8 protein-coding genes are annotated in these 13842 nt (G+C 60.7%); 2 read left to right on the top strand and 6 right to left on the bottom strand.

What is annotated here, in order from left to right; all coding sequences use genetic code 11:
• Positions 1-17 precede the first annotated feature (17 nt).
• The 5 genes from rodZ to AS136_RS18735 form a co-directional block, all read right to left on the bottom strand.
• On the bottom strand, positions 18-1010 hold the full coding sequence (gene rodZ, locus AS136_RS18755; protein WP_008803804.1) for a cytoskeleton protein RodZ: 993 nt from the start codon (positions 1008-1010) through the stop codon (positions 18-20).
• 276 nt (positions 1011-1286) lie between these two features.
• Positions 1287-2453, bottom strand: coding sequence for a dual-specificity RNA methyltransferase RlmN (gene rlmN, locus AS136_RS18750; RefSeq protein ID WP_015370322.1), 1167 nt, complete (start codon positions 2451-2453; stop codon positions 1287-1289).
• Between the two features lie 483 nt (positions 2454-2936).
• Complete coding sequence (ndk, locus tag AS136_RS18745) at positions 2937-3368, bottom strand: nucleoside-diphosphate kinase (protein ID WP_004144312.1); 432 nt, start codon at positions 3366-3368, stop codon at positions 2937-2939.
• Between the two features lie 160 nt (positions 3369-3528).
• Positions 3529-5853: a peptidoglycan glycosyltransferase PbpC gene (gene pbpC / locus AS136_RS18740; protein WP_023323101.1), complete on the bottom strand. Its 2325-nt coding sequence runs from the start codon at positions 5851-5853 to the stop codon at positions 3529-3531.
• Positions 5854-10803, bottom strand: a complete 4950-nt coding sequence (locus AS136_RS18735; RefSeq protein WP_023323102.1) for an alpha-2-macroglobulin family protein — start codon at positions 10801-10803, stop codon at positions 5854-5856. It abuts the gene before it with no gap.
• 206 nt (positions 10804-11009) lie between these two features.
• Between AS136_RS18735 and sseA the strand changes: the two genes are divergently transcribed.
• Both sseA and AS136_RS18725 read left to right on the top strand, forming a co-directional pair.
• Positions 11010-11867, top strand: a complete 858-nt coding sequence (gene sseA, locus AS136_RS18730) for a 3-mercaptopyruvate sulfurtransferase (protein WP_012967442.1) — start codon at positions 11010-11012, stop codon at positions 11865-11867.
• Positions 11868-12093: 226 nt separating this feature from the next.
• Positions 12094-12936: a hypothetical protein gene (locus AS136_RS18725; RefSeq protein WP_023323103.1), complete on the top strand. Its 843-nt coding sequence runs from the start codon at positions 12094-12096 to the stop codon at positions 12934-12936.
• 70 nt (positions 12937-13006) lie between these two features.
• Here the strand turns inward: AS136_RS18725 and sseB are convergent, their stop codons facing one another.
• On the bottom strand, positions 13007-13783 hold the full coding sequence (gene sseB / locus AS136_RS18720; protein WP_008803795.1) for an enhanced serine sensitivity protein SseB: 777 nt from the start codon (positions 13781-13783) through the stop codon (positions 13007-13009).
• Between the last annotated feature and the right edge of the window lie 59 nt (positions 13784-13842).

Raw genomic sequence — 13842 nt, 5'->3', positions numbered from 1 at the left:
CCCGCGTTACCCGTCTGTTACTGCGCCGGTGATTGTTCGGCATTGAGGGTCAGACGCGCAACCTGGTTAGTTCTGATAAAACGACTCAAATCGACTGGCTTGCCGAGGAACTGGATCTGTACCGCTGCCGGGGCGCCAATTTTCAGTTTATACGGCGCCTGACCGCTCAGGTTCAGGTTGCCGCCTTTACGCTGCAGGCCGCTGAACAGTTTTTTACCGGTGGCATCGCTCACTTCCAGCCAGCAGTCGGCGGAAAAGTTCATCACCAGATCCTGTGCCGACGCCGCAGGGGTCGTGACGTTCGCCTGATCGGTCGGTAACGGCGAGGCCGGCGTTGCCGGGGTCGTCGGGGCCGTTCCGGCGGTATCGACATTAGCCTGAGAAGGTGCCACGACCGCGTTATTGTCCGCTGGCGTCTGAGCCGGGGCGCTGGTGGTCGGTGTGCTGGCGGTATCGGTTGGCGCGCTGTTCGCGGCGCTATCGGTGCCTGAGTCTACCGGCGCGCTGGTATCCAGCGGCACGTTCTGGCTGTTGGCGTCACCGCCGTTCAGCTCAGCGGAAGACTGATCGGCCATGGTCGAGATCTCTTCCTGCTGCGCCTTATGGTCTTGCCACCACCAGGCACCGCTCAGGCCGATAACCACAAACAGCACCAGCCAGGTAAAGCTCATCAGCCAGCCATCGCGCTTTTTGCGACGCTTGCCTAAAGAGAAGCTCTGCATTGGCGCGACCTTTGCCGCACGGATAGGCGCTTGCTTGGCCATCATCGGCAGCAGTTCTTCTTCAGGGATATGTACGAGGCGAGCGTAGGAGCGGATGTAACCGCGCAGGAAGGTGGAGGCGAGGTCGGCAGGTGCCTTATCGTCTTCAATATCACGAACCGTGGACACCTTCAGGCATAAGCGTTCGGCCACCGCTTGCTGGCTAAGTCCGAGTTGTTCGCGGGCGTGACGCAAACGCGCGCCCGTGGTGTTTGCTTCTTGATGATCTTGAGTGGCTTCAGTATTCATTCGCTACAACTACTGGTACGTGAAATTTAAAGTTCAGCGCGGGAAAACGCCGGCGCCGCGAGACATCTGTGGTACGTCAGCCTCACAGTATAGGACTGTCAGGCGCGCGATCACAGAGACGAATCAAAATTGAATGCTAAGCGGTTGTTGTGCCGCTACATACTGCCTCAAAGTCGACAAAAACGCACCGTAATTATTAACTGAATCAGCGTATTTCGCCTGGTTATTGGTCATAAATATGACCCGCGCCGCCTGTGCTGCACGGGTCATCATTTGTCAGACCGCTTTTACGTCAATCGCTTCACCCTGCATCCGCTTACGCAGCGTGCGCTTGGTACGGTCAATAACATCGCCCGCCAACTGGCCGCAGGCGGCATCAATATCGTCACCGCGGGTTTTACGCACGATGGTCGTAAATCCATACTCCATCAGGACCTTGGAGAAACGGTCGATGCGGCTGTTGGAGCTACGGCCGTAAGGCGCCCCCGGGAAGGGGTTCCATGGGATCAGGTTGATCTTGCACGGGGTGTCTTTCAGCAGCGCCGCCAGTTCATGGGCGTGCTCGGTACCGTCGTTGACGTGATCCAGCATGACGTACTCGATAGTCACACGACCCTGGTTGGCGTTGGACTTCGAAATATAGCCGCGCACCGAGTTCAGGAAGGTCTCAATATTGTACTTTTTGTTAATCGGTACAATTTCGTCGCGGATGGTGTCGTTCGGCGCGTGCAGAGAAATCGCCAGCGCAACGTCGATCATGTCGCCGAGTTTATCCAGCGCCGGCACCACGCCGGAGGTAGACAAGGTCACGCGGCGTTTGGAGAGACCAAAACCGAAGTCATCCAGCATGATTTCCATCGCCGGAACGACGTTGTTGAGGTTCAGCAGCGGCTCGCCCATGCCCATCATTACCACGTTGGTAATTGGACGCACGCCGGTAGTCTTCACCGCGCCGACGATTTTCGCCGCGCGCCAGACCTGGCCAATAATTTCGGAAACGCGCAGGTTACGGTTGAAGCCTTGCTGAGCGGTGGAGCAGAATTTACATTCCAGCGCACAGCCAACCTGTGAAGAGACGCACAGCGTGGCACGGTCTTCTTCCGGGATGTATACCGTTTCAACGCGCTGATCGCCAACGGCAATCGCCCACTTAATGGTGCCGTCGCTGGAGCGCTGCTCTTCAACGACTTCCGGCGCACGGATCTCGGCGACTTCCTTCAGTTTGCCGCGCAGGACTTTGTTGATGTCGGTCATTTCATCAAAGTCATCGCAGCAGTAGTGATACATCCATTTCATCACCTGATCGGCGCGGAAAGGCTTCTCGCCCATGTTTTTGAAAAACTCGCGCATCTGCTGACGGTTTAAATCCAGCAGGTTGATTTTGGCATCTTTATTCGGCACCGTCAGAGCGGCGGTATCAGGCGTGACAATTTGTTCAGACATAATGTTTTCCGGCCTCGTTATTACACGTTATGGCCCCAGGTGGGTTGAAAAAGAAACGCCCCGGAGAGCGACTGCTCGTCCAGGGGCGCTATATTCTACAAATTCTGGCGCATCATTGCCACGTTTGCACAAAGCAATGATAAAAAATCTGTAACTGACTGCTCAATCCTCTAAGGCTTTTCGATTGTCGCAAGGCGGCAAGCAAGTGACAAATTCGTCGGGAACGAATTTGACCAGCCGTAGGCTGGCCTCCGGTGAGAGGCAGGAGCCTCTCATTAATCCCCGGGAGCATAGATAACTATGTGACCGGGGTGAACGCGCGCAGCCAACGCCGCGACGGTCGAAAAGACGAGGTTTGTATCTCCAAAGTATTTCAGGTCACAGCGAGGCGGCGAGTTCGCAAATCCCCGGGAGCATAGATAACTATGTGACCGGGGTGCGCGAATGAAGCCAACAAAGCGGTGGCGTGAAAGACGCAGGAGATTAGCGAGTGCGCGGGCAAACCTCGCCTTCAGCAAAGAAGAACGCGATTTCGCGAGCAGCGGATTCTACAGAATCGGAACCATGGGTGCCGTTCTCAGTGAAGCTATCAGCGTAGTCAGCGCGCAGGGTACCGGCCAGGGCGTTCGCCGGGTTGGTGGCGCCCAGCAGGTCACGGTGACGCTGAACCGCATTTTCGCCTTCCAGTACGGAAACCACGATCGGGCCGGAGGTCATGAATTCAACCAGACCATCGAAGAACGGACGACCTTCGTGCTCAGCATAGAAACCGCGAGCCTGCTCAACGGTCAGATGCAGCATTTTGGTGCCGACGATTTTGAACCCTGCAGCTTCAAAGCGAGAAAAGATGCTGCCAATAACGTTTTTTGCCACCGCGTTTGGTTTGATGATGGAAAAAGTACGTTCAATAGCCATGATTACCTCTAATTAAATGTTCTGTTGTTGCGCATACGATCGTATGGCCTGGCGCGCATTATAATGAGCAACGTCGGCGATGCCTACGGATGAAGGTAACATTTTGTTAAAATAAGATGAGTATTGGAAACACAAACCGCCAACAACAAATTTACCCTGGTTATTGCAGGGTGAAACTGGCGGCCGCCGTTTGCCCAGCCTCATCCATGACCACCAGCTGCCACTCGCCAGGCTTATCCAGCGTTAGCGTGGTTGTCGCACCGGTGGCATCTAACGGCTGGCCGTTGATAAACCACCAGCGCCGCCCTTCTCCACCGCTGGTTTGCACGGGTAACATCACCCGCGCCTCGCCCGGCAGACGTTTTATCACCGCCCCTTCGCGAATACCTGACAACACCAGCGGCGCGGCATTCTGAGTTTGCAACGGTGGGCACACTTTCGATACCGGCCCCAGACGCGCGCGACGGCGCTCGCTGGCCGGCAGCCACGGTTCCAGCGGCAGCGGCCAGACATCAATAACGACTTCAGTCGCACCCGGACAATCCGCGGCCACCCTTTCCCCTGCTGCGTTGCGCCACACCGGGAAGCGGATCCCGCGCACGCCCTCCTGCCCGGGCAGCAGCAGCGTCGGTGGCTGGCTGGCATCCAGCAGCCAGCTGGCTAAGCGCCGGCGGCAGTTGCTGTCGCCGGCCGGTAGATCCTGCCCGCCTGGCCAGCAAATAGTCCCGCGGCTCACCGTTTGCGGGCGCGGGTCGACCGGCAGTCCGCCGCGGCTCATCGCCTGGCGCGCCAGCAACAGATTATTGACCTGGTTTAACAGCGGCACGGCGCTGGCGAAGCCAAACTGGCCCACCACCGGCGTACCGTCTGGCCGTCCGGTCCAGATACCTATCAGATATCGCGCATTGAGGCCGACCGCCCACGCATCGCGATAGCCATAGCTGGTACCGGTTTTCCACGCCAGCGGCACCACTTGCGGCAGTGAGGCATCGGGAACCGGTTGCGCTTCGCCGGCTAAAATGCGCCGGACAATCCACGCCGCGCCGGGTGACATCAGCGCCCGTTCCACCAGCGGCGCGTCAGGTTTCATGCGCAGCCGCGCCGCCTTGCCGTGTCGGGCAAAGGCGCTGTACGCCGCGACGATATCTTCCAGCCGTGCCCCGGCCCCACCGAGGATCAGCGACAGGTTCGGCTCTGCGCCAGCGGGCAGCGTCAGGGGCAGCCCGGCGTTGCGTAAATTCGCCGCGAAACGTTTGGGCCCGTAGGCTTCAAGCACCTGCACCGCCGGCAGATTCAGGGAGCGCACCAGAGCCTCGCTGACGCTCACCGGGCCATGAAATCCGCTGTCAAAATTGCCGGGACGATAATCGCTAAAGCGTCGTGGAACATCCTGTAATAACGACGCCGGATGGATCAGCCCGTCATCCATCGCCATCGCGTAGACAAAGGGTTTCAGCACCGATCCCGGCGAACGCACCGCCGAGACCATATCAATATGGCCGAAGCGGCTGTCGTCGGTGATATCCGCCGATCCCACCCAGCCGCGGACTTTCATATCCGTGTGATCGACTACAACAATCGCCAGTGAGCTGCGCGGCGGCAGGCGCGATTTCCAGTTCAGCGCCAGATCCTCAAGCTGCCGCTGGAGCCCGGCATCGAGCGTTGTCGTCACCTTTTCGTCGCGACTGGTCGCCAGCGCCCGGCGTGAAAAAAGCGGCGCCAGCTGCGGCATCTGCCGCGGGAATAGCCATACAGGTTCTTCCATCGCTTCCTGTACCGGCCGTTGCGGCCAGACGCCCTGGCTGACCATGCGCGTGAGGACTTTATCGCGCGCCGCCTGGGCCCGCTGCGGCCAGCGGTCCGGGCGCAAACGACTGGGCGCCTGGGGCAGCACCGCCAGCAGCGCCGCCTCGCCGTAGCTGAGCTGAGCGGGCGGTTTGCCAAGATAAGCCCAGCTGGCCGCGCCGATCCCCTGTAAGGTGCCGCCAAACGGCGCGCGGTTCAGATAGAGGGTAAGAATGTCGTTTTTTGACAGATGCCACTCCAGCTGCAGCGCCCGCCATAGCTGGCGTAGCTTGCCGCCGAAGGTGCGCGGATGAGGGTCGAGCAGACGCGCGACCTGCATGGTGAGCGTGCTGCCGCCGGAAATGACCCGCCCGGAGGTTAAATCCTGCCAGGCGGCGCGCAGCACCGCGAAGGGATTGACCCCAGGATGTTTCCAGAACCAGCGGTCTTCATACTGGATGAGCGCCTGCAGATAGCGCGGCGACACGTCGGCGAGAGTCACCGGATAACGCCAGACGCCCTGCGTATCGGCAAAGCGCCAGAGCGGCGTGCCGTCTTCCGCCACGACCACGCGGGCAGGCGTGACGTCCTGCAGCGGCAGCGGCCACAGGCGATCGGCGGCCAGCACCGCCAGCCACAGCAGAAAAATAAACGCCGCCAGCCAGCGCCAGCGGCGTTTTACCCGAGGCAATACGCGCATTTACGGCGTCACGGTGAGCGGACCGCTGGCCGCCCCGGTCGCCCGCCACTGCGGCACATACATCGATTCCACCTGGGGCTGCGGGACCTGATAAGTGCCTGGCGTTACCGCCCGCGCCAGATAGACCAGCGTCACCGGCTGGCCTTCATTGACAGCGACAGCGGCGACGAAACGGTCGTCACGGAACTCGATATGCTGAATATCCGCCTGCTGCATCTGGTTAAGGAGATTTTGCACCGCGTCGCCATTCTCCTGCAGGCTGGCGCTGCTGTTGGCCAGGTTCTGGTTTTCCAGCTCCAGACCGGCAGGCAACAGATCAACCACCAGCGCGTCAGGCACATTGCGTTTGGCGGTCACCTCCAGCTTCACCAGTACCAGTTCGCCGCTGCGCAGCGAGGTCAGCGATTTCTGCTGACCCTGGGTATCGAAAATAGTGCGTTCAATCCCCAGGACATTACCGCCTGGCTGTGGCGCGCTATGCGGATAGCCGCTGCTGTCGAGACGCAGCCACAGCGGCTGACTGCCGGTATTACTCACCTGCAGCGTCGCCAGCCGATCGCCGTCGAGGTTACGGGTTTGCGCTTTGTCGCCGGCCAGCGGCTCAGCCTGCAGCGAGGTTTGCGCCTGCCAGTTGCCCGGCAGGTCGGCAAGCGTACGTCCGGCAAGGAACAGGGCGTTGGTTTCCTGGGTCGACAGCCAGCGCTGGCCGTAGGCCTCTTCCGACAGCGTGCTCAACAGCGTGTTTTGCACCTCCGGCAGCAACTTGTTCTCTTCCAGCAGCGCCAGCTTCAGGGCGTCATCGCGAAGCGGGCTACCGTAATCGCCCAGCCAACGATTCTCATCCTGGCGCGGGGTCGCAACCGCCAGCTTCATGGCCTCATCGCCGCGCGGCGCATCGCCCATGGTTTTCAGCGCAATGCCGAGCTGCAGCAGCGGCAAGCCGGATCGCGCCTGGTCGTGACGGCTCCAGATTTCACGCAATGCGCCGAGCGGGGCTTTTTGCTGACGCGCCAGCACCAGCGCGGCGTATGCCTGGGCGGCAAAGCGGCTGGCCTGGGCGTCATCGCTGTAGCGCACGGTCATCAGCCCCGGCTCCTGCAGATAGCGCAGCAGGCGTTCGTTACCTTTATTAATGGCGTTGACCGGTACGCTATAGCCCTGCTCGCCCGCGCGGACGAGGAAGTCCATGGCGTAGGCGGTCAGCCAGTACTCTTCCGGCCCCTCTTTATCCCACAACGCAAAGCCGCCATTTTCCAGTTGCATCTGCAGCAGGCGTGAGATACCAACATCGATTGCCGCGCGGCGTTTTTCATCGCTATCGCCGCTGATGCCCAGCGCTTTTAGCTGCGCCGCGCTGGTGTACAGCGACGGGAACAGGCCGCTGGCGGTCTGCTCAAGGCAGCCGTAAGGATAGGCTTTCAGCTCACGGATATAGCGCGCGAGGTTCAACGGCGGTTTCCCGCTGAGCAGCAGTTGGCCCTGCAGCGTTTGCGGGGCGAACCCCTGGCTCTGCGCCGCCGGCGCCTGCCAGCTTTCGCCGGGCTGTAGCACCGCGCCGCTGTTGACAGTCTGGGCCGGGAACGCCGGACGGACGCCGATTCTCCACTGTTTCTGCAGCGGGGCGAAGGTTTCTCCCGGCAGACTCAGGCCGCTGATAGTAGCATTGACCTGACCATCGCCGAATCCCGCCAGCGCGCTCACCGGTATAAACAGCGTGCTGCGCGCCCCCGGCGCCAGTTGCACCGGCGGCAGTTGACTCTCGCTCAACGTTACCAGCCCGCTGGCGGTAAGGTGAACCTGCAGGGTTTGCGGTTTATCGGTCAGATTGCTGAGATCCAGCGCCAGCCGTGTGGTGTCGCCGCTGGCGAGGAAGCGCGGGGTGTTCAGTTCGGCGATGACCGGGGCGGCCACCACCACTTTATCTTCACTGCTGCCGAAGTCATCCGCCGTCCACGCCTGGGCCATCACCCGCAGCTCGCCGTTAAAATCGCCAATGGGTAACGTCACCGTGCCTTCGCCCTGATCGTTCAATACCACCGGCTGCGCCTGCTGGGCGACGATCGTCACGTGGTTGACCGGCGGTTTGCCGCCGCGTTTTAACTCGTCGCCATCGCCGCCGAAGCGCAGGCTGGCCACACGTCCCTGCCCTTCGATCACCTGGCCGTAGATGTCATAGATATCTGCGCCGTAACGCTTCTGGCCAAAGAAGGCGTTCCACGGATCCGGGGTAGCGTAATCGGTGATATTCAGTACCCCGCTATCCACCGCCGAGAGCAGGACGTTGACCTGTTTCGGCGCCTCGCCCTCTTTGACGCTGGCTTTCACTTTCACCGTCAGCGGCTGGTTGGGGCGCATTTTGTCCGGAGCCTCCAGCGCCAGCGTCAGGCGGCGGTTTTCATCGCCCAGCGGCAGATGCAGCAGGCCGACCGCGCGTTTCGGCGTCGCCGAGCGGGATTTATCGCCGGGGCGAACCACCAGCGTGCTGAGGTAGAGATCGTGGCGGTTCCAGGCTTTATCCACCGGAATAGACAAATCCATCCCCTCCGCCGGGACGTCAATTTCCTGCCACCACAGCGGCCCTTCGCTGGATTCCACCATCGCGTAGCCTTTACCCGCCGCCGGGGCGGCAATATGCAGCTTGATGGTGTCGCCCGGTTTATAACTCGGTTTATCCAGCTTCATGGTGACCCGGTCAGGACGCGCCGCGCCGGTACCTTCGCTGTTATCCTGCCAGCTATAGCCGGCCCAGAAGCGCACGCTGCTGACCACGTCGTCCGGCCCTTTCACCTCCAGGCGATAGGAGCCCCACTCTACCGGGAAGCTCACTTTTCCGGTTTGTCCGGCCTGCAGATCCAGCGACTCCTCGCCCTCCTGCAGATCTTTTTGATCGAACTGCGACTGCCAGCCTTCGCTGTCGGACCAGTTCCAGTAGTAGTCGCGGCGCTCGCGGATCAGCCGCACCTGCAGGCCCGAGACCGCTTTTTTCTCGCCTTTGGCGTCGGCATAGACGATATCAAACGCGGCGTTACTGTTCTCATCGACCACCGGCTGCTTCACGGTGGTATCGGTGCGGTAATCGTAAACGTCCTTCAGCGTAAATTGCGGGCGGATCCCCGGCAGCGCCCCGGCGGGCCAGATCGGCTGCTGTACGGTGCGGGTCACCGGGCGCCCCCCGGATTCCAGCAGGCTCGCCTGCAACACCACCTGCAGCGGCGAATGGCTATCCTGCCACTGGCTTGAGGTGGTCACTTCGCCATGGCCTTTTTCGTCCAGCGTCAGCTGGACTTCATCCAGACTACGGGAGAGGTTTTCTTCCGCAATATCGCCGAACTGGAAGCCCGGCAGCGCAGCGACGGCGTCGCGCAGCGGGCGCAGGAACAGCTTGCCCTGCAGCTGGTTGCCGCTGGCCGGCGCGCCGTAGAGATAAGCGCCGCTGACGGCAAAGGTGACCTCGGCATCCGGCGCGACTGGCGCGGCCTGCGGCGTCAGGCTCAGGGCCATGCGTTCCGGCATAAAGTCTTCGACGTGGAAGTCCCACTCGCGCGGCTGGTTATCGCCGGTGCTGGCGCGAATGTGCCACATGCCGGTAGCCGCGCCGCTGTCAAGCGGATAAGTGAACTGGTACAGACCATTCACCGGTTTGCTCATCACCGAACGGATCACCTGGCCGTCCGGCTGCACCACCTCCAGCTTCACCGGCTGCTCCGCCAGCGGCTTGCCGTCGCTATCGCGCAACAGCGCATTGAGGATCACCGTTTCGCCCGGCCGATAGAGATCGCGCGGGCCAAACATAAAGAACTGTTTGCTAAAACCGGGCGCCCCTGCGATAGAGAATTCCGCCAGATCCAGCGCCGGCAACTTGAGATCGAGCAGCGTCGTCTGCCCCTCTTTACGCGCCAGCAGCAGCGCGGCTTCTTTATCGGTTTGCAGAGTAACGTGGCCCTGGCTGTCGCTTTTCGCCTCCGCCAGGGTCTGCCCTTTGGCGTTGAGCAGCTGGACGTCGATACCAGACTGGGCGGCGCCGTTTTCCAGGCTCTGGGTAAAGACGTCCAGCCGATTGTGGTAGCGATGCGCCGAGACGCCGATATCGCTGAGGGTAAACAGCGTCGCCGCGTTGCTGTAGCTATAATGGCCCGCCGGGTTCATCACCGCCACGTAGACGCCCGGCTGCTGGAGCGGCTTGATATCGTTCAGCGGCAGCAGCAGCTTTTCGCGGGTATTGCGTGCCGGGTTGAGATCGAAGCGGCCGGTATAGACCAGATCCGCCATCTTCAGCAGCTCGTCAGACTCCCAGTTGCTTAACGAGTTACGGTATTCCCACTGGCTGACAAACGCGGAGAGTGATTCCGGCTTAATACGGAAGAAATTGACATCGACATTGTCGACGTTCAGCGCCATCACCGGCAGCCCGGCGACCACGTTGCCCGGCAGCAGCGAGCCGCGGCTGGCAAACCCAACGCTCGGTGCGATATCGCGGGTGGTCAGGGTCTTCTCAAACGGTTTGTCGAGCGTGGCCTTGTTCAGGGCGGTCAGCGTCGGGTCGACCGAGACAATCAGCTCGCGCTTTGGCTCAAGGTGACGCAGACGCAGCTCTTTCAGATTCGGCGCCAGTTCCCAGGCACCGTCGACCTTACCGCTTTTCTTGTCGACCAGATGCACGCTGCGGGAGAAATCCTGGTCCGGCTGCAGCGGCACGGAAAACGTCAGCACCAGGGTCGCGGCGCCATCCAGTTGCACCTCCGAGGCGTCGAGCAGCGTCAGCGCTTTGCCCTGGCTTTTTTCCGCCAGCGCCGCCAGCTGGACGCGGTCCGGTTTTGCCGTCGCGCCTGGGTTGCTATCCGCAGCTGGCGCCGGGGCCGTGGCCTGCGGCGTACCGCTGTCATCACACCCGGTTAATGAAAATGCGGTAAGGAGCGCCAGTGACAGCGCCGCTAAACGAAATGGTTTCATCCTTCTAACCCCTCGGCCGGTGGGCCTGATGCAAATTATCACTTTTTATTATGCGTTAAGGCGGCACTTCTCAACAGTGATGACGCGGGTTTCTGCCGATTAATCAGAAAAGTGCCGTGACGTCGTCCCCACTCTGACGTCCTTAACTTGTCAGCGTGAGATAAAACGCCGACAATTCAGTCATGAATTGTAAAACGGAGGCACCCATGTCCACCTCGTTTTTTGTCGCCGCCGACTGGCTGGCAGAACATATTGATGACCCGGAGATCCAGATTATCGACGCCCGTATGGCGCCCGCCGGGCAGGAGGCCCTGCGCGATATGGCCGCGGAATACCGCGCCGGCCACGTGCCGAACGCGCTGTTTTTCGATATCGAGGCGCTGTCCGATCACACCAGCCCGCTGCCGCATATGATGCCGCGCGCCGAGGCGTTTGCCGTCGCCATGCGCGAGCTGGGCGTCTGCAGCGATAAGCACCTGGTGGTTTATGACGAAGGCAATCTGTTTTCCGCGCCTCGCGCCTGGTGGATGCTGCGCACCTTTGGCGTGGAGAAGGTGTCCATTCTGGCCGGTGGGCTGGAGGGCTGGCGACGTGACGAACTGCCGCTGGAGCAAGGCGTGCCCGAGGTGGCCGAAGGGGAATTCGACGTGCGTTTCGATCCCCAACAAATTAAGCGCCTGACCGACGTCCTGCTGGTCAGCCATGAAGGGTCGGCGCAGATTGTCGATGCGCGTCCGGCGGCCCGGTTTAACGGCCAGGCCGACGAACCGCGCCCGGGCCTGCGTCGCGGGCATATCCCCGGCGCGCTTAACGTGCCATGGACGGAGCTGGTGATTAACGGCGAACTGAAAACCGTCGACGAGCTGAACGACATCTTTTTACGTCAGGGTGTCGATTTTGAACGGCCAATCATCGCCAGCTGCGGATCGGGGGTGACGGCGGCGGTGGTCGTGCTGGCGCTCACCACGCTTGGCGTGAACGGCGTCTGCCTGTACGACGGCTCCTGGAGCGAATGGGGCGCGCGGAGCGATCTGCCGATTGAACCGGCCTCTGCCGCTCCGTAAACACGGCGTGACCGCGGGCCTCCCGTCCCGCGGTCACTAAATAATTTCTGATTTTCCCTCTCCCCTCCTTCTGCTTCTCGCTAAACCGGTTACTCTGTGCTGCCGCAGGGTTTGTACCTGCCGTATTCGCTTTGCCTGATGAGGAGGCAGAGCACCGGTACGGAATTCCTCAGGACTGATAGCGCATCCAGTCCGTCCCAATCTGATGTCACCACAAGGAGTGAAAATGGCATTAGTCTCTAACCCACATTCTGCTGATTCACCGCGCCGTCCCTGGCTGGGAGGCATAGCTGGCCTGCTGGTAGGCGGCGCGATCCTTTATTTTTGGCCGCAATGGAACCGAACATGGTTAAGCGTGGTGCCTGCGCCGGTCTCCGTGTATACCCACTTTCTCGGGGTCACTCTGGAAGAGGTCCCGTTAATAACCTATGGTCACCAGGCGCTGCTGGGTTTTCTGATGGTGCTGCTCGCGCCCGGTTACGGTAAGTCGACCCTTGCCGCGTGGATGATGCATAACCCTGCGTCAAGCCGGCGCTGGCCCGGCGAGGTTCTCCGCGCCTGGGGCATAAAATTTGGCCTGCTGATTATCGTCTTTTGCAATCTGTTCTTTTTATCCCGGGTCGGATCCGGGACCCTGGCGTTATATATTTTTATTCTCCAGCACGTCAGCGTTGCCGCGGCGGTGGCGTCAGGGGTGCTGCTCCTGCGTGACGCCCGACGTCTGGCCCGCACGTTCGACGCTCAGCTGGCGGACCTGCGCCTCCTCGTGATACTCACTCTGGGGTTTCAGACGATTTTGCCGGCGCAGATCGCGCTGATGAGCGCCCGGGGCGTGAATACGCCGCTGGGCTGGTACATTGTTATCGCGCAAATGGCAGGGGTGTTACTGGCGTTTATGCTGGTCGGCGGGCTGGTGGCAGCGCTACGTTCTTTGCTGGGCGAGGAGAGATGTCGGGCATGGCGTGGGGATATGGCGCTCTTCAACGGCATTGTCACGCTGTGTGTGACGGGATTTCTTATCTATAACATGGCGTCAGCCTATCCGCGGATCTTTGCTGCGCTGCATTAACCCTGGCAAAGCCGATTTTCGGCCTCACACTGGAAGCATAAAGAAACAGCGGGGGCAGCCGCCCCCGCGGTCAGATAATGCGGTTTTGTTTGAAATCGCGCAGGAAGCTGCCCCAGCGCTTTTCATAGAACGGTGTGATATGGGCAATCATAAAGTGGCTGATGCCCTTCTCGCCTTCCACCACCTGACAAATATCGATCGGCTCATCGCCGGGCAGGGTATCGGTCGCCACGCTGCCGGTGGTCTGAATAATGGACTCGATATCCCCTTCCGCTTCAATACCTATCAGCAGATTAGCGGGCGCGTCGGCGTGCTCTTTGATCGAGCACAGGAACGCCCGCTTGACGGTTTTCAGCGTTTTGAACAGCGTGGTCAGCGAATCGACCATCTGCGCCGGCGGGTCAGCGACTTCAGACAATAACAGCGCTTCGCCCCCTTCCAGCACCGTCTGGGTGCTGAGCGGGCTGCCCTCTTCCCCGAGCAGATGGCTGATTTCACGCGGGGTGAACTCTTTGCCGCTCGGCAGCTTCGGGTTGAGGAACAGCGATTCGCCCAGCGTCATCGCCATCAGCGTACGGGCCGGCATCATCACGAAAGCCTGTTCGTCTTCCACCGCCTGCTGTAGCGCCTCCAGCGAGGTAAAGAACGGGATCACCGAGCTGCCGTCATCTTTTTCCCAGTGCTGCAGATCCAGCGCGCTGTCTTCGACAATCTGCTCACCATCGGCTGCACTGCCGGGTACCCAGACGGTCGCCTCCAGCAGCGCGCTGAAAAATGCCGGACGGTGGGCAGGCTCGGTCGCCGCTTTTTCCAGCAGGGTTTCTAATTCATTTTTCGTATCAGACATAGTTTGGCTACTTCACAATGAATTGCCCGGCGGCCATTCGTCCACGCGGGCATACGGTT

Origin of the sequence: Klebsiella sp. D5A (genome assembly GCF_001620885.1) — a bacterium.
Taxonomy (GTDB): Bacteria; Pseudomonadota; Gammaproteobacteria; order Enterobacterales; family Enterobacteriaceae; genus Klebsiella; species Klebsiella variicola.
This window is presented reverse-complemented; position numbering and strand designations above follow the sequence as displayed.

What these genes read in the sequence shown, in the direction of transcription:
- rodZ (WP_008803804.1), bottom strand. Translation starts at nt 1,010, where the DNA reads ATGAATACTGAAGCCACTCAAGATCATCAAGAAGCAAACACCACGGGC.
- rlmN (WP_015370322.1), bottom strand. Translation starts at nt 2,453, where the DNA reads ATGTCTGAACAAATTGTCACGCCTGATACCGCCGCTCTGACGGTGCCG.
- ndk (WP_004144312.1), bottom strand. Translation starts at nt 3,368, where the DNA reads ATGGCTATTGAACGTACTTTTTCCATCATCAAACCAAACGCGGTGGCA.
- pbpC (WP_023323101.1), bottom strand. Translation starts at nt 5,853, where the DNA reads ATGCGCGTATTGCCTCGGGTAAAACGCCGCTGGCGCTGGCTGGCGGCG.
- AS136_RS18735 (WP_023323102.1), bottom strand. Translation starts at nt 10,803, where the DNA reads ATGAAACCATTTCGTTTAGCGGCGCTGTCACTGGCGCTCCTTACCGCA.
- sseA (WP_012967442.1), top strand. Translation starts at nt 11,010, where the DNA reads ATGTCCACCTCGTTTTTTGTCGCCGCCGACTGGCTGGCAGAACATATT.
- AS136_RS18725 (WP_023323103.1), top strand. Translation starts at nt 12,094, where the DNA reads ATGGCATTAGTCTCTAACCCACATTCTGCTGATTCACCGCGCCGTCCC.
- sseB (WP_008803795.1), bottom strand. Translation starts at nt 13,783, where the DNA reads ATGTCTGATACGAAAAATGAATTAGAAACCCTGCTGGAAAAAGCGGCG.